Origin of the sequence: Paenibacillus alvei DSM 29 (assembly GCF_000293805.1) — a bacterium.
Classification (GTDB): Bacteria; Bacillota; Bacilli; order Paenibacillales; family Paenibacillaceae; genus Paenibacillus_B; species Paenibacillus_B alvei.
This window is the reverse complement of sequence record NZ_AMBZ01000002.1, coordinates 856346-881196: the sequence shown is the minus strand read 5'-3', so window position 1 is coordinate 881196 and position 24851 is coordinate 856346. Positions and strand designations below refer to the sequence as shown.

Here is a 24851-nt window from a genome sequence, read left to right as displayed (position 1 = left end):
CCCCGCCGAATCCATCTTTTCAATGATGAACGAATACGGTGCCGGTTCAAACTTCCCATCTCTAAATACTTCAATGCGATCATTCTTGCTCAACTCGATGAGGCTGCCGTTGTCGAGTTGCAGCGATACCTTGCCGCCCTCGACTACGAGTTGCCCGGTTATAATCTCCGACTTGTTCATGCTGGTTAATCTCCCTTCCCAGCCGTTTTTTTCGAGTGATTCGATTCACTCCAAGAAAGCCTCTTTTCGGATGCGCCGACTGTCACTTCCCGTTAGCCTTGATTCTTTCAATCTCCGACACTGCCAATGATGCCCATAGCTCAATTAGTGCTTTGTTGTTTGGGTGCGGAACTGTCTTGATGGTGACATTTATCTTCGCCATGTTATCACTTCCCGAATGATATTTGGTTCACGTTGATTCAATTAGCTGGCAACATTGGATTGAGTCTCATGATTAGACGAATTGCGGTAACTTGCTTGGGCAAACCTTAATGCTTGAAGTAGCGATAAGGCGTATTCTTGAGCGACTTCATCCAGTATCATAAAGACTGTGTTCAACTCAGCAATATTCTGAGCTTGTTTATTTAGCTGTGTCATATCCTCAACTCCTTTTCGTATTTTGTGTTATGCACACAGTTTATCATTATAGTTTTGAGTTGTAAACACCATTTTCTGAGTTTGATTGTGTTGACTATCGTTTTTTTGTGTTGTAAAGTTGAGATATCTCATTAAGCATAAGGAGGGATTAAACTTTGAACAGCAGAATCAAGGCTATTCGGGAACATCTCGGTCTATCACAAAGAGAATTTGGTGAAAAATTAGGTGTGAGCAGAGATGTGATCAGCAATTTAGAATACAATCGTGTTCAACCAAAAGAACTTCTTATCAAGCACATCTGCGAGCTTTATTCTGTCAATGAAAAATGGCTACTCTCAGGTGAAGGCGACATGTTTGTAGAAGAGCAGCCTCATAATAAGAAGTTGGAAGAAGCTCTTGCAATTTTTAAGGAATTACAACCCGATTTTCAAGATTATGCTTTGGATCAGATAAAGAAACTCTCCGCACTACAATCCAAAAGACTGGATTGACATCCATCTTTACATTCCCACCAAAAGACTAAGACGTTGACTTTAAAGAGACGGTAGGGGCTGTCATTGATAGCCCTTATTCATCGAACAATGAATTTTAAATTATGACACCACCACGAAACTTAAAGATTAGACATTTTAAACATACTGAACGTAATTTTAAATTACATAAATAATCAAAAAAAAGGTTTTAGTAAGCAAACCATATTGCGTTAGTAATACCAACAGTGTATACTTTATTAAAGTAAATTCGATATTTAAAATTACATTTTCCTTTTGTTATAGATAATCGGAAATAGATCTCCCACAAATAAGTTGTAAAATCCGCCATAGATACACCTCCCCCATTTTTTGTTGGTGTATTTGCATTATAAAACGTTACCCAAACTAACACAATAGTAATTTTAAATTTCTTTTTCTAAGGAGAAGATAAGATGTCTACGCTCGGTAATAGAATTAACCTTCTAAGAAAGAAAAAAGGATTGACGCAAGAAGATATGGCTAACTATTTGAAAATAAACAGAGCTACTTTTTCGGGTTATGAAAGAGACGCAATTGTCCCGCCGAGCGATAAATTGAATTTGATTGTTAAAATTTTTGATACATCCGCCGACTATTTGTTATGCAATACCGATAATCCCCTTCCGCCATCTCAAGTAAATACGAGCGACATCAAAATACTTCTCGAAAAATCTAATCTAATCTATTTTTCCGGGAAAGCATTGACTGCGGAAGAAAGAATTAAGCTGCTCGGGATGATCGAAGCAATTATGTGGAAATAACGGTTTAGCAGGGAGTGGATTTCAATGAAATCAATTATTCGCGCAGTGGCCTATCCTCGATATAGTTCAGACAACCAACGAGAAGAATCTATATCAGCCCAAATGAAAGCTATCGCGGAATATTGCAAAAGAAAAGGGTACTCACTAATCGGGAGTTACCCCGATGAAGCCAAAACCGCTACTACAGATCGAAGGCCGAATTTCCAAAAAATGATAAAGGATGCTGAAAGGAAAGCTTTTGATGTTGTAGTTGTTCACAAGCTGGATCGGTTCGCACGTGACAGATATGATTCAGCCCACTACAAACGTAAATTAAAGAGAAATGGTGTCAGGGTTGAGAGTGTACTTGAACACTTGGATGATTCGCCCGAATCAATCATTCTTGAATCTGTACTGGAAGGTATGGGGGAATACTATTCCAAAAACCTTTCAAGGGAAGTTCTTAAAGGAATGAACGAAAATGCCGAGGCTGGTCTTCATGTTGGTGGTAGACCCCCTTACGGATTGTGCGTTAATAAAGAAAAAAGATACGAAATAGACCGAAAAAGATATCGGGCAGTTCAGATGTATTTCGAGGGGATAGATAACGATCTAACTAATGAAGAAATCGCTAATCAATTAAACGCGGCAGGCTTCAGAACACAAACAGGCAGAAAGTTCACTAAAAATTCTTTTGATGGCTGGGCTTTTAACAGAAAATATAAGGGTGATTATACTTGGAATGTTTCCTCGGCAAAAGATGATGATGGGAAAAGAAACACTCATAAAAAAAAGCCCGTCGAGGAGCAACATGTTATTCCTAACGCTTTCCCTGCTATTATAGAAAAAAGCTTGTTTGAAAGGGTGTATAAAAAAATGATGGAACGGAAACACAAACCAGGCCGTTTGAAAGCAAAGGTTACGTACTTATTAACCGGAAAGATATATTGCGGCAATTGCGGGGCTGCTTATGCCGGAAACTCATATAGAAATCCAAAAAGCGCAGATAATACACTCCTATGCTATTACAAATGTTCGACAAAGTGCGGCAATACAAGTGTAAGAAAAGATGATATCGAGGATATTGTAAAAGATAACCTTATCGCGAATTGCTTTTCTTCAGAAGGAACAAAAGAAATATTGTACAAAGTTAAAGAATTATACAAGCAGCAACGTCATTCTACACAAGATGATGTAGCCCCAATAAAAGGTGAATTGAAGGAACTAGGTCAAAAAATAAATAATTGGATCGATGCTCTTGGTAAAGGTATTAGAGGGCTTGAGGATAAAATTGTGGAAGCACAGCACAGACAAGAAGCCTTGGAAGAAGAACTGATGCGAATAGAGCTTATTCAAAGCACGGAAGAGTTGCCAGATGAGGTGATTATGAAAATCATTGAAGATAAAAAACACTTACTTAATACTGCTGATGAGCAACAGCAAAAAGAAGTGCTACAAGAATATGTAGAAAGGATCACTATACAACCGTCTAAAGATATCAACTCATATAACGTTGATATAACATACAGGGTTTTTAGTGGTGGAGGCGAGGGGATTCGAACCCCTGTCCGAAGATAACGCAACACAGGTTTCTACGGGTGTAGTCACAGTTTTGATGTCACCCGAGCATCGCCCCGTAACCGGCTATGCTTTGGGTCAGCCTGATTGTCTTCTTCAGCACACCCCAGGCGGAGATGTGACAGCGTATCCCACTAAAGTTGAGCCCCTATCCCGGCACATGGGCGATGCAGAGTAGGAGCACGCTCACAGGTTATTAAGCTGCGAAAGCGTAGTTTGTTTGTTGTTTGCCGTTTAATTGGCTTTAGCGTTGATAAAGCGGACGCGTCCCCACTACCCGCTACCCGAGCCCGAACTATCCCCGTCGAATCCAAGAACGCCCCCATGAATGATAAGCAACATCTTGCCCATCAGGGGAATAGAGTCTTGAATTAAATGAGAATCTAGTTAAGACACAGATAGTGTATCCTTCCACACTATTCAGTTGTCAATGAGTTGATTATTCAGTCAGCGGCTATATTGTGCTGTGAAGCACTGTTCGTTACTGACATGTTTATTATAACACACCTAAGCGAAAGTTGTTAGTCAACTTGTTGCCAGCGCTTCATGCCATTTCCTTGGTACAAACGATCCAACGATGAACTAGCCATAACTAGGATCACAGGATATGCAGTTGCAGCAATTACGGATTATCCCAGTCAAAGCGTTGACTACCGCGTTAACTAATTTAACTACATCCTACAACCAAACCTTCGCCAAAAGAAGCATCGCTTTATTTCTAAAATGATCTAACCTCAATATTTCTGCTTCTCACGCAGAGCGCGTTGAATTTGACGATCCGCATCCCTTTTGGCAGCTGTTTCACGCTTATCATAGTTCTTTTTGCCTCGACCCAGCCCAATAAGAAGCTTCGCATAACCATTGCGCACATACACCTTCAGCGGAACAAGTGTATACCCTTCCTGCTTCGTATGCCCGATTAGCTTGTTAATCTGCTCCTTATGCAGCAGCAGCTTGCGCGCACGTGTCGGATCGGAAGGATTGTGACGGTTGCCCTGCTCAAACGGACTGATATGCATATTGTGAATGAACGCCTCGCCGCCGCGAATCGTTGCAAATGAATCGCTAATGTTCGCCTTGCCCAAACGGAGCGATTTAATTTCCGTCCCTGTGAGAACCATGCCCGCTTCATAAGTGTCCTCGATAAAATAATCATGGGACGCCTTTTTATTTTGGGCTAAAACTTTATTATCATTCTTTTTACCCATGATTGCCCTCCAACGTTACGACAATGACATTAGCAAGTGAATGGGGTCTTTTGCACGAAACCATTTCACTATAGCTTATTTCTTAGAAGTATATTGTACCAAAAAGAATGCCCCCGACTCAAGCTAGAAACCTGTTCATCCATACCTTCTATTCCACTATTAAATGAAAATTGAATTCTGTAGCCTCATAATAGAATAAAAAACCGTCATTTTTAAATTGGAACTTGTATATACGATACGCAGAATCCTTACTTTGCTCAAATTAAGAAATCATATGAACGTCCATAACGCCTTCGAGCCGCAGCACTACTTCACAGCAGTCTGTTACCGATTTGACCTCTTCCGCCAGCACTTTCAGCTCAATGTGCAAGTACCTTGTACTTGTCGAGATCTGTCCATTGTCGTCCATGGTTGTATCAGACTGAACCTCATTCTCTATATGTAAAAACAGACCTTCCCCAATTCGATTTACAGCCTTATCAGTCACCGTACTGTTTGCTGGCGCTTCCTTATGTCCAGTGCCCTCAAGAGATTGCTTCTCAGTGCTGTAAACCTCTATATCTCGCTCAGGTAAATGCTCGCTTCTTTTGTTCTGTTCAAAAACTTGCCCATGCCCAGCTCCTAGAAATTTCGCCCACGTTTTCCCCGCACGTTCCGGCCGCATACGAATACTTCGAACTGTAAGCCCCTGCTCCTCTGCTACCTTCGTTAGCGCTGTCAGCCATCCTTCACGCTCCTCCACAACGACCTCCAGCTCGTGAATCCGATGAGCGACACGATTTTTAATATCGTACTTATTCAGCACCCACAAGGCAACAAGAGACAGGCCACAGCCGAATAGTGCCGCAGAAATAAAACCCGAGCCACAAGCAAGCCCAATCGCTGCCGACACCCATAAGGAAGCTGCCGTTGTAAGTCCCTTCACACTGGTTCCGTTGCGAATAATGGTTCCAGCTCCTAGGAAGCCAACACCACTGACTACCTGTGCTGCGATACGCGCAACATCAACCGCAGCCTTATTATCCCCACTTAAATCCGGAAAACCATATACGGATATCAACATGACAAGCGCCGATCCGAGACTCACAAGCATATGCGTCCGCAATCCCGCAGCTTGGCTTCGCTTCTCTCGCTCAAGCCCAATACATCCGCCCAGCACTAACGCAAGCACCATACGCAACATGACATGATACATCGATATATCTGAAGGACTCATCTGACTCACCTCCCTACCAAAGTAAAAAGCAGCATCTCCTAAAATATGTACATTATATCATATGTATTCCGGTAGATGATCAGCTTCCCCAGCTTGACCTAAAAATACAAACTTCATTTCCCAAGCGTGTCATTTCTTTTTTAAGAAAATAAAAACGGCTCCAGCTCCGCCTAGGCGGAACTAAAAGCCGTTATACCCTTATACATACCATGCTGTTTAACGCTTTTTACGAACAAATTTCGCAGTCTTGTTGTTCGTTTTTCCCTTTTTCTTCGCCGCTCTTTGAGCGGATTCTCCTTGACTCCGGGCATTGGCTGCCTCTTCGCCGATGAAAATGCCGCTCTCAGAAGTCGAACGACGACCCTTCTTCCCTCCACCGGTTGAGCTATGGTTTCTACGGAAGCCTCCGTCACGTCCTTGCTTGCTGCCGCCTTGGTCGCTTCCATTTGCACGTCCATAGCCTCCACGGCCAGAGCCAAAATCGAAGAACCTCGGACGATCGACTTCTTCTTCCGCATCCGCGATCAGTCGATCTACCCAGTTGGAATCATCATACTCCTTCTTCGCTGGAGTTGAACGCTCCGCGTTTCCTGGGCCCGCTCCAAAGTTAATGCCGCCCTTGCCTCGCGGCTGAGAAGAACCGGATGACTTGTCGTATGGGTTATTCCCACGTCCCTGCTCTTCGCGGCGTCCTTTGCGTCCACGACGGCCTCTCTGCTGCTCACGGAACTCGCCTTGGTTATACCAATCGCCAGCGAATGCATCGGCCTCTTGCTCCACAGCATCATTATTGTTATGACGCTCATAACGAGCATCCCGCTCCAATCGCTCTTCTTGCTCATGCTGGTGCTGATTTCGACCATATCCACCTCGCACATACTGACCGGAGGAAGCACCATACTGTTCATAAGCTTGCTGTTCCGCAGGATCAACGCCAGTGACGTTGCGTCTATCAGCACGACTATCTCCATGCACAACTTGACCAGCGTGCCGATCTACACGACCGTCTGCACGTGCACCTTGACCGGCATGCCGATCAGCACGATGTCCACGATCTGCCGGTCGATTCTCTCTACCGCCGAATCGATCCGAACGACCGCCCCTTGCTCCTCTATCCGCGCCGCGGACATTTTGCGATTGACCGCCACGATCGCGTTCTCCTGGTCGGCCGCCTTTCCCATCCTTACGACCCTTCCAGTCACCACGTCCTGCTCCACCGCGTCCTTCAGCACTATATCCGCCGCGACCACGTTTCTTCCGAATTTCGAAGCCGAAGTCACGACCATTGTGACGCGATTTGCTCTCAATCAACTCAAAATCGATCGTATGCTCATCCATATTGACACGAGCTACTCGAATGCGCACCTCATCGCCAATGCGGAATACATTTGCCGTCCGCTCCCCGATCAGCACCATATGCTGCTCATGGAAGTGGTAATAATCATCATTCAATTCACTTAGTCGAATAAGCCCTTCAACCGTATTATCCAGTTCAACAAACATGCCGAAGCTTGTCACACTGCTAATAATGCCGTCAAATTCCTCGCCGACCTTATCGAGCATGAATTCGGCCTTCTTCAGCGCTGTTGTGTCCCGCTCTGCATCAACGGCTACCCGCTCACGCTCTGATGATTGCTGGGCAATGTCCGGCATGCGGGCATGGAGCTGCTCTAAGCGCTTCTCAGGCAGGGATCCTCCATTATCCATCACTTCACGCATGACTCGGTGAATGACCAAATCCGGATAACGGCGGATAGGCGATGTAAAGTGCGAATAGAATTCAGCAGCTAGACCGAAGTGGCCGGTCATCTCCGCATCATACTTCGCCTGCTTCATCGAGCGAAGCATCATCGTGCTGATCACAGTCTGCTCACGCGTTCCCTCAATTTCCTCAAGAAGCATTTGCAAAGAACGAGGATGTACCGAGTTGCCCTTGCCTCGAACAACATATCCAAAGTTCGCCGCGAAGGACATGAAGTTGAATAACTTCTCACTATCCGGCTCCTCATGAATCCGGTATAGGAACGGAACTCGGAGCCAATGGAAATGCTCCGCAACCGTCTCGTTAGCTGCCAGCATGAACTCTTCAATAATCTGCTCTGCAATCGTACGTTCCCGCTTGATGATATCAGTCGGTACGCCCTTCTCATCCACCAACACTTTCGATTCCACAAAATCAAAATCGATTGCTCCCCGGTTCATCCGCTTCCGGCGAAGCTTCAGCGCCAATTCCTTCATCAGCTTGAAGCTGTCAACCAAGTAAGCATAGCGTGCCGATACTTCCGGATCCTCGTCTTCAACAATTTTCCGTACGTTCGTGTACGTCATACGCTCAACAGTACGAATGACACTCGGGAATACATCATGCTTCACTAGCTTAGCCTTCTCGTCGAACTCCATTTCACAGGACAGCGTCAAACGATCCACACGCGGATGGAGGGAGCATATCCCGTTAGACAACCGATGCGGCAGCATCGGGATGACTCGATCGACTAAATACACACTGCAGCCGCGAGCGTAGGCTTCACGATCGAGCGCAGAACCTTCCTTCACATAATAACCAACGTCCGCTATATGAACGCCAAGCTTGTAGTGACCATTCGGAAGCTGCTCCACGTATACCGCATCATCCAAGTCCTTCGCATCTTCTCCGTCGATTGTGACGATATTCATGCCGCGTAAATCGCGGCGGCGTTGGCTAATGATTTCTTCCTCCGTAATGGAATCCGGCACAGCTTCTGCTTCTGCCATGACTTCATCCGGGAACGCTTCTGGGAGCTGATGCTTACGGATGACGGACAAAATATCAACACCCGGATCATCCTTATGACCAAGGATTTCGGCCACCATGCCTTGTGCAGCTGCCCTTCCTTCCGGATAGCTCACAATATGGACAACGACCTTCTGTCCGGTAACCGCGCCATGCATATCTTCCTTCGGAATGAAGATATCACGGTTGATCCGTTTATCATCCGGAATGACAAACCCATATGATTCGTAATTTTGAAAAAGACCGACGACGCGCTCCACTGCACGCTTCACTATGCGCACAACTTCGCCTTCCATTCGCGCACCATCAAAGCCTTTATTCGTCACGCGTACAAGCACGGTATCTCCATGCATCGCTGTTTTTAAATCATTCGCGTGAATGTATACATCGGGATGACCCGTTTCTTCTGGAATCAAGAACGCAAAGCCCTTGGCATGAGCCTGCAGACGCCCACGCAGCAAGTTCATACGCTCCGGCACGCCGTAGCGGTCGGTACGAGTGCGCAGTATCTTTCCCTCTTCTTCCATTTGATTCAGCATTTTCAGAAATGCTTTGAATTCTGAAGCGCCTTCAATATCGAAATGCTGCTCCAGCTCTTGATAGGTCATCGGCTTATAAGCGGTTTCACGCATAAAGTCCAACAACTGTTGTTCCGTTACCATTCCTTCACCTCACCTTGCCATGACCTGCATGATACAGTATACCAATATATAACCTAGTATACACGAAATAAAATCGTTACATCCCGGCGCTTTCCCTACATTTTTGCCGTTCGATCCACATCATAACAAGTTTTTTGTTTTTCCGGAAAAAAGGGTACAAAAAAGCGAGGAGCATGTCCTCGCTTTGCTTTACAAATGGAAATTAACTTTTAAGGAAATAAGCTACGATGAGTGACAAGATGAAGAATCCTCCTGCCAATACAACCGTTGCACGTTGCAGGAACAAGTCCAGACCGCGTGCCTTCTGCTTTCCGAATAGATGTTCCGCACCGCCGGAGATGGCACCTGACAAGCCGGCACTTTTCCCTTTCTGCAGAAGCACAATGCTAATCAAACCGATAGAAAAAATGACAAGCAAAATTTTCAAGAAAATTTCCACAGTTACACCTCCTAATGCGTGATACACGTTCGAAAAGCTAAAAACAGTACTTTCATTGTATCACACGTAACGGCAGTAGGCAAGGCCTATCCCTCTTCTTTCCTTTTCCACTTCAAGGATTTCCTATAGGTTCTGAAAAGCTGCACAATCATCGTATAACGTTTCGAAGCCCTTAAGGCTTATTCTTCTCCATGCTGCAGCAAACGCAGCGCATTGTGACGCACTGGGCCCACATACTGATTCAGTGGGAAAGAATGGCGGATCGCCTCCGTAATGAAGCTCTTTGCCCTATGAACGCTCTCCCTGACATCATTCCCCTTCGCCAGTTCTGCAGCAACTGCCGCGGAGTATGTGCAGCCAGCGCCATGTGTATATGTTGTATCGATGAGATCTGCCTCCAACATTTCGAAGGATTTGCCGTCGTACAATACATCGACGGAAGTAGGCAACCCAATCTTGGAACCGCCCTTTACCAATACATACTTAGCACCCTGCTCTTGAATGCGGGCTGCTGCTTCCTTCATATCTTCGAGGGTACGAATTGGTGCTGTCCCCGCCAATTGAGAAGCCTCGAACAAGTTCGGTGTTACCACGACAGCCTTCGGCACGAGAATATCGCGCAGGGCTTCGTTTGTCTCAGGATGCAGGGCTTCGTCAGCACCCTTGCATACCATCACTGGGTCAACGACAACATTCGGAATATTATGCTTCTCTATCGTACGAGCAGCAAGCTCAATAATATCAATGGAGCCAAGCATACCCGTCTTCATACCTGAAATGCCAACACTCATGATCGTCTTTAATTGTTCTTCTATTGTAGAAAGCGCGATTGGGAACACACGATGCGCCCATCCTTCTTCAGGATCCATGGTCACGATCGTTGTTAATGCGGTCATTCCATAAACACCGCGCTCTTGAAATGTTTTCAAGTCAGCTTGAATACCAGCTCCGCCGCTCGTATCCGAGCCAGCCAATGTCAGCACTTTATGAATCGATTTCATGTATCCTTACCCCTTTACTGTATCATGTACCTTTAATTTTAGATAAGTACATTATAACCGATTCGGGGAATACTTCCGATAATGACCCGTATTATTTTTCGACAATCTTTATGCCGCCTGCTTCTGTTCGTGCCTTAATGAGCATATCGCTTCGATTTTTCGACTCTGGCGCCTCTGTGCTTCCAAACTCCGTACGCAAATCATAACGACCATCAAACTCAGGAGAAACTCTAACATCAATACTGCCGAATTCGCTTTTCGCATCAATGGCGTGAGGCTCCAGTTGGTCAATTTCGATGCTGCCCGATTCTGCATGGACTTGAAGCGGCTTCCTTGTGTTCAGCAGCTCGATCGATCCGAACGAAGAGTGTGCCTGGATTTCCGCATCCACGCTGTTTGCTTTCACTTCACCTGCGTCCGAAGTCAATTTTGCAAATTCGCCCTTCAGTTTGCTCACGCTTACGCCTCCGAAGCTACTTGCTGCTTCTAATCGTTTTACTTGTCCGCCAGACATGTGGAATGCTCCCGCGGACTGCTTCGATGCAAGTCGATCTAGAACCATGTCCTCTGTCGCATGTATGATAACTTCGTGATTGCGGCTTTGGGATTGAAATCCGAAATTGATTTGAAACCAACCTTTATCTTGCGGGTTCACATAATTTAAGACAAGCTTTCCGTTTCTAACCTCGAATTCGCCGATTTTTTTATGACTTCGTCCGGCGCACGGCCCTTTAATTCAATCATTTGCTTATTATCGACTACCCAGTTGATTTCGACGTCCCCGAAATCTTCCTTGATCTCCAGTTCTCTCAGATCTTTTCCCATATCGATACGATATTCATATTTAGACAACTCAGAGCCTAAAATCTGATTGGATCCAAATAAAATCAGTCCTACGATACCTGCTGCTATACAAGCGATCGCAACAAAATTAATCGCCACCCGCTTTACGTTCATCTCATTCCCCCCTTTCCTTCATATACGGTCCAACGAAAATAGCTTGCATTCCATTTTGTATATTTACCACCCAAAAAGAGAACGGCTTGTATCAATAGAATGCCGAGACCAAAGGCAATCGCCAAGACTGACAATTCCGATCCATAAATGGGCGATCCAAGCACTAGCTTTACGACATATAGAATAGGAGACAGGAGAAGGGCAACAGCCGCTGCTCCAAGCCCAATGCAGACTCCCCACCCGCCAATTAAGAGTGGTACTATGAATAAGCTGATAAATAAAGTTCCTATGAGACCTGGAAAAGAACGTGAACGCCTTTCCTCATATGGCGCAATCGGAGGATACACATTCCTATTCATCATATCCCGCAAATGCGCATCATGTTGTTCATAGTGATGAAAGTGTAATGGCTGCTCTTGTTGATGCAGATACGTAGGATCCTCCCAGATCGGCGGCACCTGTTGTCCTTGGTTTGGGGGTTTATCGAACAGGTCTCCCGTCTCTCCTTCAATACTTTGAGCCTTGTCTCCGCGCCCGCCTAACAGCAGCTCCGCTGCCAGCTCTTCCGGATCGCCCAGCTCTCTTGCAATTTCCTCTTCTGTTCGTCCCTGCTGCTTGCTGAATTCGAAGTGCGCATCGTACTCTGCTAATATCTCATTGCGCTCCGCTTCTGGAAGCGACAACAGCCCCATTTTCAATTGCAGCATAAATAACTGCTTATGCACGCTGATTCACCTCTCACATCTCCTTGGTTTCTTCTTCTTCCGCTTCGATGAGCAAATTTGCTACCCCCGACACAAATTTATCCCACTCGGTCACGAGCTCATTCATATATGCCTTGCCGACTGGGGTAAGCTTGTAATACTTCCGTGGCGGACCCTCAGTCGATTCCTGCAAATATGTAGTGCAGTGGCCGTCAGCGACCATTCGCCGTAGAACCGGATACAAGGCGCCTTCGGCTACCTCCACATGCTTGGATATTTGCTGTGCCAACTCGAAGCCGTAGCGATCCCGCTGATTAATGAGAACCATGACACACAGACCGAGCACACCTTTTTTAAATTGAACGATTTCCTTCAACCCGGTCACCTCCTACCTCATGCGTGAATGATTTATTGTTTATGGTTCAGTATTGTATATTAATTAGTAGTACACGATGATTATATCTTCTGGAATAGTGTTCCACAATAGGCTTTTTCCAAAACTAGCCTCTGGTCTAGGTTAAACCCATCTATGGTCTGAATGAACCGACGGAGCATCATTTCACCAAGAAGAACAAGGTAAACAGGGGGTGACAAGAAAGAACAAAAGGAGAGCGCAGTATGCCTACTTTACATATGGAATCATAAAAAAGAAGCCAGACCCCTTCAAGGGAGTCTGGCTTCTATCGAATCAGCGAGCCGCTTGTGCGGCAAGCCAATTATTTTTTCAAGTTGTAGAAGGATTTCAAGCCATCGTAACGAGCTGTGCTTCCCAAGTTGTCTTCGATGCGAAGCAATTGGTTGTACTTCGCAACGCGGTCCGTACGGGAAGGAGCACCTGTCTTGATTTGGCCAGCGTTTGTTGCAACCGCGATGTCAGCGATTGTGCTGTCTTCGGACTCACCGGAACGGTGGGAGATAACAGCTGTGTAGCCAGCGCGTTTTGCCATTTCGATCGCTTCGAAAGTTTCTGTAAGCGTACCGATTTGGTTAACTTTAACCAAGATGGAGTTACCGATTCCTTTTTCGATACCTTGAGCAAGACGCTCAGTGTTTGTAACGAACAAGTCGTCACCAACGAGTTGAACTTTGCCGCCCAATTTTTCAGTGAGCAACTTCCAGCCATCCCAGTCGTCTTCGGACATACCGTCTTCGATTGTGATGATTGGGTACTTTTCGACCCAAGAAGCAAGAAGGTCGACATACTCAGCAGATGTGTAGGACTTGCCTTCGCCTGCCAATGTGTATTTACCGTCTTTGTAGAACTCAGTGGACGCAACGTCCATACCCAAGAATACTTCTTCGCCTGGCTTGTAGCCAGCTTTTTCGATTGCTTCAATAATCACTTGAAGCGCTTCTTCGTTGGAACCAAGGTTAGGAGCGAATCCGCCTTCGTCACCTACAGCTGTATTCAAGCCTTTGCTCTTCAATACGGACTTCAGGTTGTGGAAGATTTCAGCACCCATACGAAGTGCTTCTTTGAAGCTTGGTGCGCCAACTGGCAATACCATGAACTCTTGAACGTCGATGTTGTTGTCAGCATGCTCACCACCGTTGATGATGTTCATCATTGGTACTGGCAATTGCTTCGCGTTGAATCCGCCAAGGTACGTGTACAAAGGCATATCCAATGCATGTGCAGCAGCGCGAGCTACAGCCATGGATACAGCCAAGATTGCGTTCGCACCCAATTTGCCTTTGTTAGGCGTGCCATCAAGCTCGATCATCGCTTTGTCGATTGCAACTTGATCAAGTGCGTCGTAGCCGATGATTTCTGGAGCGATAATTTCGTTTACGTTTTTAACAGCGTTCTCTACGCCTTTACCAACGTAACGGCCTTTGTCGCCATCGCGAAGCTCAACTGCTTCGTGAGCACCAGTGGATGCACCGGAAGGTACGATTGCACGGCCGAAGCCGCCGGATTCCAATTTAACTTCTACTTCTACCGTAGGGTTACCACGGGAGTCAAGCACTTCGCGTGCGTATACGTCCATAATCATTGTCATGGTGTGTACAACTCCTTTTTGATTGTTTATAAATAAATTACTATATATCCAGGTAAGTTGTAAAACTTACTTCTTAATCATGCTTTGTCCCGTCATCTCGGCTGGCTGAGGCACGTTCATCAAGTCCAGAATCGTTGGAGCGATGTCTGCCAAGATGCCGCCTTCGCGCAACTCCACATCGTTCGAAGTGACGATGAATGGAACCGGGTTCGTCGTATGTGCTGTGAATGGACGGCCTGCTTCGTCGAATACCATATCCGCGTTGCCGTGATCCGCCGTAATAAGGCAGACGCCGCCTTTCGCCAATACCGCTTCAACGACCTTGCCCATGCACTCATCCGTAGCTTCTACAGCCTTGATCGTTGGCTCCAGCATACCGGAGTGGCCAACCATATCAGGGTTCGCGAAGTTCAGGATAATCGTATCGAACTGGTCAGAGTTGATTTCGTTCACGGCTGCTTCTGCAACTTCGTATGCGCTCATTTCAGGCTGAAGGTCGTAAGTTGCTACCTTAGGCGAGTTGATAAGCACACGCTTCTCACCAGGAAGCTCAACGTCACGGCCGCCGCTGAAGAAGAACGTTACATGCGGATACTTTTCTGTTTCCGCAATGCGAAGCTGCTTCTTACCATGCTGCACGAGCACTTCACCAAGTGTGTTGTCCAACTCTTTTGGAGAGTAAGCAACGTATCCGCCAACTGTCTCTGCGAACAACGTGAGCGCGACGAAGTGCAAGTTCTTAGGGAACTTGTCGCCACGATCGAAGCCGCGGAAGTCATCGTTGGTGAACACTTGGCCAAGCTGGATCGCACGGTCTGGGCGGAAGTTCATAAATACGACAGAGTCGCCATCTTGAACCAAGCCGACCGGCTGATCGTTCTCATCCACAATGACCGTTGGCATAACGAATTCGTCATACACGGATTGTGCATAAGATTCTTCAACTGCCGCAAGTGGATCGCGGTATTTCGGGCCTTCGCCGTATACCATAGCGCGGTACGATTTCTCAACGCGTTCCCAACGCTTATCGCGGTCCATCGCATAGTAGCGGCCTTGAACCGTAGCGATACGGCCAATTCCAACTTCAGCGATTTTGGCTTGCAGCTTTTCAATATATCCACGGGAGCTGTCAGGCGCAACGTCACGGCCATCCAAGAATGCGTGAACGTAAACATCCTTCAAGCCTTCGCGTGCACAGAGATCGAGCATCGCAAGGGCGTGGTCGATATGGCTGTGTACACCGCCATCGGACAACAATCCGTAAATATGAAGCGCCTTGTTGTTCTCCTTCGCACTCTTCACTGCTGCAAGCAATGTTTCGTTCGAGAAGAAGTCGCCTTCACGGATCGATTTCGTAATGCGAGTCAGGTCTTGATATACGATGCGGCCTGCACCAATATTCAAATGACCTACCTCGGAGTTCCCCATTTGACCTTCTGGCAAGCCTACCGCTTCGCCGCAAGCTGTCAGCGTCGTATGAGGATATTGACTCATGTAACGGTCGTAGTTCGGCTTGTTCGCTTGCGCGACTGCGTTGCCGACTACCGTATCGCGAAGTCCGAAGCCGTCCATGATGATAAGTGCTACCGGTCTAGGTGCGGACATCTTACTTCGCTCCTTCCACCAAGGAGATGTAGGAAGCTGGTTGCAAGCTTGCGCCGCCTACCAATGCGCCGTCAATATCACTTTCTGCCATGTATTCACGTACATTTTCAGGTTTAACGCTTCCGCCGTATTGAATGCGAACAGCTGCCGCAACTTCGTCATTGTACAAGCCCTTCACAACGCTGCGGATGTAGCTGATAACTTCATTCGCATCTTTCGCTGTGGAGGATTTCCCAGTACCGATCGCCCAGATTGGCTCATAAGCGATAACAGCTGCCTTAGCTTGTTCAGCAGACAATCCTTGGAATGCTGCTTCCGTTTGCACTTTGCACACGTCGTTCGTTTTGCCGGATTCACGCTCTTCAAGCGATTCACCTACACATACGATTGGCGTCAAGCCATGACGGAATGCTGCATGCATCTTTTTATTTACCGTTTCATCAGTTTCCGCGAAGTATGCACGACGCTCGGAATGTCCGATAATGACGTAGTGTACGCCAAGATCTTTCAACATTGCGCCGGAAATTTCGCCTGTGAATGCACCGGAATCTTCGAAGTGGAGGTTTTGAGCACCAATCTTGATGCTTGTCCCTTTCACTGCTTCAACCAATGCTGGCAAGTTTGTAAATGGTGCGCAGAGTACGCTCTCTACGCCTTCCACCTCTGCTTTGCCTTTCACTTCGGATACGAAAGCGACCGCTTCCGATACCGTTTTGAACATTTTCCAGTTCCCTGCGATAATCGGTTGTCTCACACGATTCACTCCTTTACGCATAAGGGAGCGGCCGAAGCCGCAATCCCCTTACTTGCTCTCTTACTTATCGTTCAATGCAACCACGCCTGGCAATGCTTTGCCTTCCATGAATTCAAGGGAAGCGCCGCCGCCTGTGGAGATGTGATCCATTTTATCTTTCAGCTTGAACTTCTCAACCGCTGCTGCAGAGTCGCCGCCGCCAATGATTGTGTAACCAGCAGTTTCCGCACATGCTTCTGCTACAGCACGCGTACCATGAGAGAACGGCTCGATTTCGAATACGCCCATAGGCCCGTTCCATACAACAAGCTTGGAATTCTTGATAACGTCAGCATAGATTTCACGAGTTTCTGGACCGATGTCAATGCCTTCCCACTCTGCAGGAATGCTGTCGATCGATACCACTTGCGTGTTTGCATCAGCGCTGAAGTCGTCTGTAACTACGATATCTACTGGCAAATAGAGGTTTTTACCAAGTTCTTTTGCTTTTTCGATGAAGCCAAGTGCAACATCAAGCTTCTCGTTGTCGACAAGCGACTTCCCGATTTCGTTGCCTTGTGCTTTGAAGAATGTGTACGTCAAGCCGCCGCCAATGACGATATTGTCAGCGATTTCCAACATTTTGTTGATAACGTCGATTTTATCTTTAACCTTGGATCCACCAACGATTGCTGTAAATGGACGCTCAGGGTTCGTCAGCGCTTTGCTCAGTACATTCAATTCTTTCTCCATCAACAAGCCGGACACGGCTGGCAAGTGATGTGCGATGCCTTCAGTGGATGCATGTGCACGGTGAGCCGCGCCGAACGCGTCGTTCACATACAAGTCCGCAAGCTCAGCGAAGGCTTTAGCCAATTCTGGATCGTTCTTCTCTTCGCCTTTGTGGAAACGAACGTTTTCAAGCACGATAACGTCGCCGTTTTCCATTTTTGCAATTTCAGCTTTTACGTTTTCACCAATCGACTCGTCCAACTTCTTAACGGGCTTGCCAAGCAGTTCGCCAAGACGTACTGCTGCAGGTGTCAGACGCATGGAATCCACAACTTCGCCCTTCGGACGACCCATGTGGCTTGCCAAAATAACTTTCGCACCTTGTTCCACCAAGTAGTTAATTGTTGGTAGCGTTTCTCGTACACGTGTATCATCCGTAATCACACCATTTTCCAATGGCACGTTGAAATCGACACGTACGAATACGCGCTTACCTTTAACTTCTACATCACGCACACTTTTCTTGTTCATCCCCGTGTTCCTCCTATCGTCGCTTACACCGGCACACGCCTCTCTCTGGTGTGTTGTTCGGTATGTTCTGTGTTCATGTTCTGTATGGGTTCCATCTAAATCTTTCTCTCTATTATATCGTATATCGTTCGTTAATATGTTCTGGTTTCTCTCTGTACTCTCTATCTCTGTATATCTATACAAATCTGTGTCCGCACTGGTTCTCGATATGCTCTAGGCACTATAAGGATCAAAAGAGGAGGCCTAAACGGTCACTCCTCTTTGATTGTAAGTGCTATGCGATTACAGACCTTTTTTTGCGATGAAAGCTGCCAAGTCTACAACGCGGTTGGAGTAGCCCCACTCGTTGTCGTACCAGGATACAACTTTCACCAAGTTGCCGCCGATTACCATCGTTGTCAAAGCATCGATAGTGGAGGAAGCTGGGTCGCCGTTGTAGTCGCTGGATACCAATGGCTCTTCGGAGTAGTTCAAGATGCCTTTCAATGGGCCCTCAGCTGCTTCTTTCAAAGCTGCATTCACTTCTTCAACTGTAACGTCCTTCTCAAGTTCTACTACCAAGTCCGTAACGGATACGTTAGGAGTAGGAACGCGCATGGACATACCGTTCAATTTGCCTTTCAATTCAGGCAATACGAGGGATACCGCTTTAGCAGCTCCAGTTGTTGTAGGAATGATGTTTTGAGCTGCTGCACGAGCACGACGCAAGTCTTTGTGCGGCAAGTCAAGAACGTTTTGGTCGTTAGTGTAGGAGTGAATTGTGTTCATCATACCTTTAACGATACCGAATTTCTCATGCAATACTTTTGCGAATGGAGCCAAGCAGTTCGTTGTGCAAGAAGCATTGGAGATGATTGTGTGGTTAGCAGCGTCATACTTGTCTTCGTTAACGCCCATAACGATTGTAATATCTTCGTTAGTAGCAGGTGCGGAGATGATAACTTTCTTCGCGCCGCCTTTCAAGTGCATTTCAGCTTTATCTTTCGCTGTGAAGATACCAGTGGACTCAACAACGATTTCAACGCCGTTAGCGCCCCAAGGCAAGTTCTCAGGGTTGCGCTCAGCGAATACTTTCACTTCGCGGCCGTTAACAATCAAAGCGCCCTCTTTAGCTTCTACGGAAGCTTCGAATTTGCCGTGAGTTGTGTCATATTTCAACAGGTGAGCCAGAGTCTTTACGTCTGTCAAATCGTTGATTGCAACGATTTCTACTTCTGGATTGTTCAATGCTGCGCGGAATACGTTACGTCCGATACGACCAAAGCCGTTAATACCAACTTTAACCATTGATGATTCCTCCCATTTCCTTCGCAATTTTTTTTATATATCTCAAGACGGCCTGTAAGGCACATCGAGACCACAATGTTTCAATACTTCCATAGCTGCTGCCTCATCAATGACGAGAATGTCTTCATGTCCTGCACGAAGCACAGCGGTAATGGATTCACCCTTACTTTGACCTCCAGCAACGGCGATGACAACCTCCGTACGAGAAATATCCTCTAGGCGAAGGCCTAGTGTCAGCATCGTATGTACGACATGTCCGTCTCGGTCGAAATAATACCCGAATGCTTCTGCAAGTGCTCCTTCCTGGAGCAACTGCTGGATCGTCTCCTCATCCGCCCGGCGACGCTTCGCCATGACGAGGGCCTCTCCAATGCCATGCACGACGATGCGTGCTTGGCGTATGACTCGCAAAATATCTTGGATGTTCGGTTCCTGCTTCAGCGACTGGTATGCTTCCTCACTCAGCAAGTCTGGCACATGCAAGAGCCGATACTGAGCGCCTACGCGCTTCGCCATCGTGGATGCGATTGTGTTCGCTTGATGTTCCAAGCTCTCCCCAAGTCCACCACGAGCGGGTACGAACCAGTTGCCTTTCAACGGTGTTGGACTCGTCAATTGATCTGCCATTGCAGCCAATGTGGAGCCGCCTGTCACCGCCACGACATCTTCCTTGTCCATTACGCTGCTGAGCGCTTTACAAGCCGCTTGCCCAAGTTCCTGTTTAACGACAGGCGATACATCCGAATTGCCGGGTACGACAATGACCTGCTTCAAACCAAATGCTTGGCGGATACTCTCCTCCAGCTGGCGCATTCCGAGCAGTTCACCCATCACGGATTCCAGCTTCCGGACAAGTTGCCGGCCTTCATCAGTGATTCGCATCCCCGTGTTATCCGAATCAATCAGGCCTTGTGCCTTCAATAAGTCGGTTTCTGCACGGAGCACACGCTCGGTCATCTGCAATGACGTTGCCAGCGTTCTTCTCCCGATGGAGTCGGACAACATGATTTGATGCAGGATGGTGTAACGCTTCTTCAACAGTTCAATGAGTTCAGGTAGAAGTCGCTTCTGTATTTCCAACCACTCACGCATTCTCTCCACTCCTGCTTCCCATAAGCAACCATTGGACTAAAAACGTCCCATCTCTACATTTTTTGTCCCACCACTATTCTACCGAATAATGAGGCAACTTGCAAGTAGCCAGAACCCCAGTACATACACCCAAAAATCAAAATTTTCATGCTAAGGAACAACTCTATAATGAGCAAGCAATATCAAAGTTATTCATAATTAGACAGCCTGTCCAAAGACATTCGAGCGCCTATGAAGTAATTAACCCAAAATGCGACATGTTCATACATTTTTTCTAAATCAATCTCGACATTTTTCAGTATAGACAGGAATGATGGACATCATGCTTGACCTTACAACGTTTACAAAAAATTTGAGCCTCCAGAGGAATAAAAAATGAAAACTGTACGGTCAGCGTTGTGAAGCGAGACCTAGCTTTTCATTAGAGTCCAAATATTATGCTGGCAAGTACTTTAACTTATAAGTAGAAGCGACTTGTTACCCCATCCATAGGAAAAGGAAATAATTCAGGGGCGCTCACTTGACTTTGTTATACGCTTTCTTATATAATAAGTTTTGCTCTTGTATGAATGCGCCCGTGGTCCAATGGATATGACGTAGGCCTCCGGAGCCTGAGATCAAGGTTCGATTCCTTGCGGGCGCGCCAATTACACTCCTGTCCTTATTAGGTACAGGATAAGAAGCTACGTTACGCATATATTTAGGTACATAAGCACGGAAGCAACATCTTGAATTTTGCAGAAGCGAAAGGATAGATGTTTTTTTCTCGACATAGTTTGACCATCTTTGACTTTTTGTTTTATGTCCTTTATATTGGATGTGTAACGACATTTAGTGAGGAGGGGTTATCTTGAGTTATGTACCCGTAGTTGTTGAACAAACGAATCGTGGTGAAAGATCCTATGATATTTATTCCCGGTTGTTGAAGGATCGCATCATTTTCCTCGGAACAGAAGTGAACGATCTGGTGGCGAATTCGATTATCGCCCAGTTGTTGTTCCTGGCTGCAGATGACCCGGAAAAGGATATCCATTTATACATCAATAGCCCGGGCGGTTCTATCTCGGCCGGCATGGCCATATACGATACAATGCAGCACATTAAGCCAGACGTATCTACGATTTGCGTCGGCATGGCTGCCTCCATGGGCGCTTTTCTGCTGAACGCAGGCGCTAAGGGCAAGCGCTTCGCGCTGCCGAATAGCGAAATTATGATTCACCAGCCGCTTGGCGGAGCTCAAGGTCAAGCTACCGATATCGAAATCCGCGCACGTCGCATCTTGAAGATGCGCGACAACTTGAACAAGATCTTGGCAGAGCGCACGGGACAACCGCTTGAGCGCGTGGAGCGCGACACAGATCGCGATTACTTCATGTCTGCCCAAGAGGCGTTTGATTATGGTCTTGTCGATAAGGTTCTTGGCAAAGAATAATTTCCAACATTCCTTTTCTACTACTTGAAGGCAAAGGTCGAGTCTGTGTTCTTGAACGCTGGCTCGATCTTTTTTGTCTGTATTTCCACACCCAACAATAAATCGTAGTCCAAGAAGAAACGGCTGTATCCATAAAAAAAGGACCGCATCGCGTAAACGCTGATGCGGTCTATATATGTTCTAGGGGTAAACTGTAAACCATGAGAAAGATGAAACGGATCACCTGGTGCAACGGAAGACTTCCGGTTGACCAAGGCCAGTAATCGCTGCCGGCAACCCTCCTTCGCAAGAACTCATCTGTCATTCGGTCCATTGTTAGAATACTAGAGTTACATTAAAGAAAACTGAACTGAACCTTAAAATAAGATAAAATGCGCTTCCTCACCTTAAAATCCCCTTCGATTGTCCTCTCCACAAAAATAGTTGTACGCGCCATGAAATCATTCCATTTCCCATTGGAATCGTTTACAATAAGAATATTGCTGATTTTTTCTGATTTCTCGCTTTACAGACGAGTCGAAACGTATACAATGATTACAAATCATCAACATCTCTTCTCGAATAGATTGTCTTCTTAATTTTTGCAAGATTCACTTCATAGCAAGATTACATCAGGGACTACTAGGAGGTTTGTCAGGATGAGTTGGAACTATTTTCGGTCGAAGCTGCTATTACAGTACATATGGTCGTATATTTTGATTTTTCTCATCCCATTAGTGGTTCTTACTATCTTCATCTATCAAAATGCCGTCAACAATCTGCGCTCCGAAATTGAACAATCGAACGTGAATCAGCTTAATCAGGTGAAACTGAATATTGATTCTCGCATGACGGAACTCCGGGATATTGCTTCACGCATTGCCTATGACGAACAATTGACTCCATATATGATTCGGCATCCTTATTACAGCCGTGACGCGATATCCGCACTCGGCAAATACAAAGCGAATAGCTCCATCTTGGAAGAACTATTCCTCTATTACCGCAATACTCAAGCCATCTACTCTCCGAAAGGAATGACCAATGTTAATGTGCTCTTTGAGCAATATTATTTGTTCGAAGACTGGAATAAAAAGGATATTATTCATGGACTAGAAACAGAACTGTATCCCATAGTTCGGCCTGCTGAATCGGTCAACTTAAATATGAATATTACAAAGTCCATGCTTGCGTATATGATTCCGATTACACCAAACAGCTCTTCTCCGCATGGAACGGTGCTCTTCCTAATGGAGGAATCCAAGCTTACTGGACTGATGGATACCATCTTGAACGGGTTCAAGGGCAACACGTACATTTTTGATGAAAAGGGACGTGTACTTACACAGAACAACCATGGTGAGCCTATTCCAAAAAATGAAATTCATTTGCTGTCAGCGCTCGGACCCGGCATCCACAGCTTAAAGCTGGATAACAGACAACAATCCGTTGTGTCCGTCAAATCCTCCATGAATGGATGGACCTATGTAACGGCTATGCCGAGCGAGCAATTTTTTGGACGCGTATTCCATATTCAGACGTTTTTCCTGCTCGCCTTTGCCGTCGTCGTGTTAGGTGGCATTTTGGCTGCTGTATTCCTTGCCCGCAAGCAATATCACCCGATCCACGATTTGATGGAATTTGCCATGCTCAAGGCGGAAGCAACAGAGGCGACATCCACACAGCATGTACAGAAGTCACGCAATGAGTTGGAATGGATCCGTAAAGCCTTACACGACTATAGCGCCCGCGTCGATATTCAGGAGCCATTTGCCCGTAACCAATTTCTGCTTATGCTGCTTAAGCACGGGAAGCTGGACAACCCTGAATCGGAACATATCATGGACGTACTCGGAATTGAACTGACAGGCAAGCATTATTTCGTAATCGCCATCTCATGGGATGAATACCCTGGCGTAACTGATGCACTGCATCATCGCCAACACATTGCCGAGTTGCTTGAGGAAATCGAAATCCCTGATTACGGTACCCATGCGTATGGCATCGAACTGCCGCATTTTGATCAATTTGCACTCATTGTAACCATGAACGAAGATACGCAAATCACGGTCGGGCATCGAATGGAGCAAATTGTCGATGCACTGCGCATTATCGTAATGGAGAGCACCCATCTTATCCCCTCTATCGGCGTCGGTACAGCTTACGAAAATGCGGTGCTGCTGAATCAGTCTTATATTGAGGCGGCTTCTGCACTCGAATATCGAATGGCGAATGGGAAAGGCAGCATTACGTACTTCGACAAGCTCTCTCATACTCCGAGCGATACGTTCTGGATTGCGAAGGATTCCCTTCTGAAGCTCACGCAGAGCTTGAAGCAGGGCAACGACACCATCGCTATGCAAATGATTGAAGCCATATTCATCAAGCTGAAAGCAGAGCGCCTATCCATCTCTCTGCTGCGCTGCATTTGTTTTGATATTATGAATACGCTGTTGAAAACAGCATCCGAGCTCGGCCTAAATGAATTGATTCGCGATATTCCCGGCTTTACTTCATTCGAATCGCTAGAGGAGCTCGAAAAAAAGCTACAGCTATTGGCCGCACACATTTGCGAACAGGTCGAGCGCAATACAGAGTCCGAGCAGATTTCGTTAATGGATAATGCCATTGCCTTTATCGATCAACAGTATACCGATTACAGTTTAAGCCTTGAAGGAGTTGCACAGAAGTTCTCGATTTCGTCCTCCTATTTAAGCCGTGCCTTCAAGGAGAAGACCGGAAGCAACTTCTCCCAATATATATGGCAGCGGCGCATGGATGAGGTCATCCGTCAGTTGCTCACAACAAGCGATCCGCTGAAGGATATCATTGTTAGGGTTGGATATTTGGATACTCCGAACTTCATTCGCAAGTTCAAGAAGGAAACCGGCTATACACCTGGCCAATACCGGAAGCTTCACGCCTCAAGCGAGCAAGCGAAAGCTGCCGCTGATGCGGATGATGAATCCTAATAGATATCGCTAAGAAATAGAGCACCTGGGCAGATACACAAGCCCAAGGTGCTCTATTTTCATCCGATTAGCTATCTTGCATTTTCATACTGTATTTCAAT

The 24851-nt window shown here is 46.3% G+C and carries 22 protein-coding genes, 1 tRNA gene and 1 other RNA gene; 6 read left to right on the top strand and 18 right to left on the bottom strand.

From position 1 onward, the window contains the following. Both PAV_RS10430 and PAV_RS34575 read right to left on the bottom strand, forming a co-directional pair. Positions 1–180, bottom strand: a 180-nt coding sequence (locus tag PAV_RS10430; RefSeq protein WP_040735659.1) for a hypothetical protein, incomplete at its 3' end; no start/stop codon positions are given. Between the two features lie 243 nt (positions 181–423). Beyond that, complete coding sequence (locus PAV_RS34575) at positions 424–597, bottom strand: hypothetical protein (RefSeq protein WP_005545831.1); 174 nt, start codon at positions 595–597, stop codon at positions 424–426. A 155-nt stretch (positions 598–752) separates the two neighbouring features. On the opposite strand from PAV_RS34575, the gene PAV_RS10425 reads away from it, so the two are divergent. From PAV_RS10425 to PAV_RS10415, 3 genes are all read left to right on the top strand, one after another. Beyond that, positions 753–1088: a helix-turn-helix domain-containing protein gene (locus tag PAV_RS10425; protein ID WP_005545829.1), complete on the top strand. Its 336-nt coding sequence runs from the start codon at positions 753–755 to the stop codon at positions 1086–1088. 434 nt (positions 1089–1522) lie between these two features. Beyond that, positions 1523–1870 carry a helix-turn-helix domain-containing protein gene (locus PAV_RS32275; protein ID WP_005545826.1) on the top strand — a complete coding sequence of 116 codons (348 nt, stop codon included), beginning with the start codon at positions 1523–1525 and terminating at the stop codon, positions 1868–1870. A 24-nt stretch (positions 1871–1894) separates the two neighbouring features. Next, the gene (locus PAV_RS10415; protein ID WP_157266723.1) at positions 1895–3427 is read left to right on the top strand and encodes a recombinase family protein; all 1533 of its coding nucleotides are present in this window, start codon (positions 1895–1897) and stop codon (positions 3425–3427) included. Here PAV_RS10415 and ssrA read toward each other — a convergent pair. The 16 genes from ssrA to PAV_RS10345 all read right to left on the bottom strand — a co-directional run bounded on the left by ssrA (position 3388) and on the right by PAV_RS10345 (position 20367). Further along, positions 3388–3751: a transfer-messenger RNA gene (gene ssrA / locus PAV_RS33300) on the bottom strand. The two genes, PAV_RS10415 and ssrA, sit on opposite strands and share 40 nt — an antisense overlap. 410 nt (positions 3752–4161) lie before the next feature. After that, positions 4162–4635, bottom strand: a complete 474-nt coding sequence (gene smpB / locus PAV_RS10410; protein ID WP_005545824.1) for an SsrA-binding protein SmpB — start codon at positions 4633–4635, stop codon at positions 4162–4164. 262 nt (positions 4636–4897) lie between these two features. Continuing rightward, positions 4898–5851, bottom strand: a complete 954-nt coding sequence (locus PAV_RS10405; RefSeq protein WP_005545822.1) for an MgtC/SapB family protein — start codon at positions 5849–5851, stop codon at positions 4898–4900. Positions 5852–6067: 216 nt separating this feature from the next. Then, positions 6068–9283, bottom strand: a complete 3216-nt coding sequence (gene rnr / locus PAV_RS10400) for a ribonuclease R (protein WP_005545820.1) — start codon at positions 9281–9283, stop codon at positions 6068–6070. 202 nt (positions 9284–9485) lie between these two features. Next, positions 9486–9722: a preprotein translocase subunit SecG gene (gene secG, locus PAV_RS10395; protein ID WP_005545818.1), complete on the bottom strand. Its 237-nt coding sequence runs from the start codon at positions 9720–9722 to the stop codon at positions 9486–9488. A gap of 179 nt (positions 9723–9901) precedes the next feature. Then, positions 9902–10723, bottom strand: coding sequence for a pyridoxine/pyridoxal/pyridoxamine kinase (gene pdxK, locus PAV_RS10390; protein ID WP_005545816.1), 822 nt, complete (start codon positions 10721–10723; stop codon positions 9902–9904). A gap of 91 nt (positions 10724–10814) precedes the next feature. Continuing rightward, positions 10815–11378 (bottom strand): DUF4097 family beta strand repeat-containing protein, encoded by a 564-nt coding sequence (locus PAV_RS10385; protein WP_005545813.1) that lies wholly within the window; start codon positions 11376–11378, stop codon positions 10815–10817. Positions 11379–11383: 5 nt separating this feature from the next. Next, complete coding sequence (locus PAV_RS32270; RefSeq protein WP_005545811.1) at positions 11384–11680, bottom strand: hypothetical protein; 297 nt, start codon at positions 11678–11680, stop codon at positions 11384–11386. After that, positions 11677–12405, bottom strand: coding sequence for a DUF1700 domain-containing protein (locus PAV_RS10380; protein WP_005545809.1), 729 nt, complete (start codon positions 12403–12405; stop codon positions 11677–11679). The genes PAV_RS32270 and PAV_RS10380 overlap by 4 nt, the downstream gene beginning before the upstream one ends. Positions 12406–12418: 13 nt before the next feature. Next, positions 12419–12760, bottom strand: a complete 342-nt coding sequence (locus tag PAV_RS10375) for a PadR family transcriptional regulator (protein ID WP_005545807.1) — start codon at positions 12758–12760, stop codon at positions 12419–12421. A gap of 340 nt (positions 12761–13100) precedes the next feature. After that, positions 13101–14387, bottom strand: a complete 1287-nt coding sequence (gene eno / locus PAV_RS10370) for a phosphopyruvate hydratase (protein WP_005545805.1) — start codon at positions 14385–14387, stop codon at positions 13101–13103. 66 nt (positions 14388–14453) lie between these two features. After that, positions 14454–15992, bottom strand: coding sequence for a 2,3-bisphosphoglycerate-independent phosphoglycerate mutase (gene gpmI / locus PAV_RS10365; protein WP_005545803.1), 1539 nt, complete (start codon positions 15990–15992; stop codon positions 14454–14456). Position 15993: 1 nt separating this feature from the next. Further along, positions 15994–16746, bottom strand: a complete 753-nt coding sequence (gene tpiA, locus PAV_RS10360) for a triose-phosphate isomerase (RefSeq protein WP_005545801.1) — start codon at positions 16744–16746, stop codon at positions 15994–15996. Positions 16747–16806: 60 nt separating this feature from the next. Continuing rightward, positions 16807–17988, bottom strand: a complete 1182-nt coding sequence (locus PAV_RS10355) for a phosphoglycerate kinase (RefSeq protein WP_005545800.1) — start codon at positions 17986–17988, stop codon at positions 16807–16809. A gap of 282 nt (positions 17989–18270) precedes the next feature. After that, positions 18271–19275, bottom strand: coding sequence for a type I glyceraldehyde-3-phosphate dehydrogenase (gene gap, locus PAV_RS10350; protein ID WP_005545799.1), 1005 nt, complete (start codon positions 19273–19275; stop codon positions 18271–18273). Between the two features lie 42 nt (positions 19276–19317). Then, a complete protein-coding gene (locus PAV_RS10345; RefSeq protein WP_005545798.1) occupies positions 19318–20367 on the bottom strand; it encodes a sugar-binding transcriptional regulator in 1050 nt (349 codons plus the stop codon). 571 nt (positions 20368–20938) lie between these two features. On the opposite strand from PAV_RS10345, the gene PAV_RS10340 reads away from it, so the two are divergent. From PAV_RS10340 to PAV_RS10325, 3 genes are all read left to right on the top strand, one after another. Continuing rightward, positions 20939–21013: transfer RNA gene (locus tag PAV_RS10340), tRNA-Arg, on the top strand. 204 nt (positions 21014–21217) lie between these two features. Beyond that, entirely contained in the window at positions 21218–21799 is a 582-nt protein-coding gene (gene clpP, locus PAV_RS10335) for an ATP-dependent Clp endopeptidase proteolytic subunit ClpP (protein WP_005545797.1), read from the top strand. A gap of 638 nt (positions 21800–22437) precedes the next feature. Beyond that, positions 22438–24750 (top strand): helix-turn-helix domain-containing protein, encoded by a 2313-nt coding sequence (locus tag PAV_RS10325; protein WP_005545796.1) that lies wholly within the window; start codon positions 22438–22440, stop codon positions 24748–24750. Positions 24751–24851: the final 101 nt, after the last annotated feature.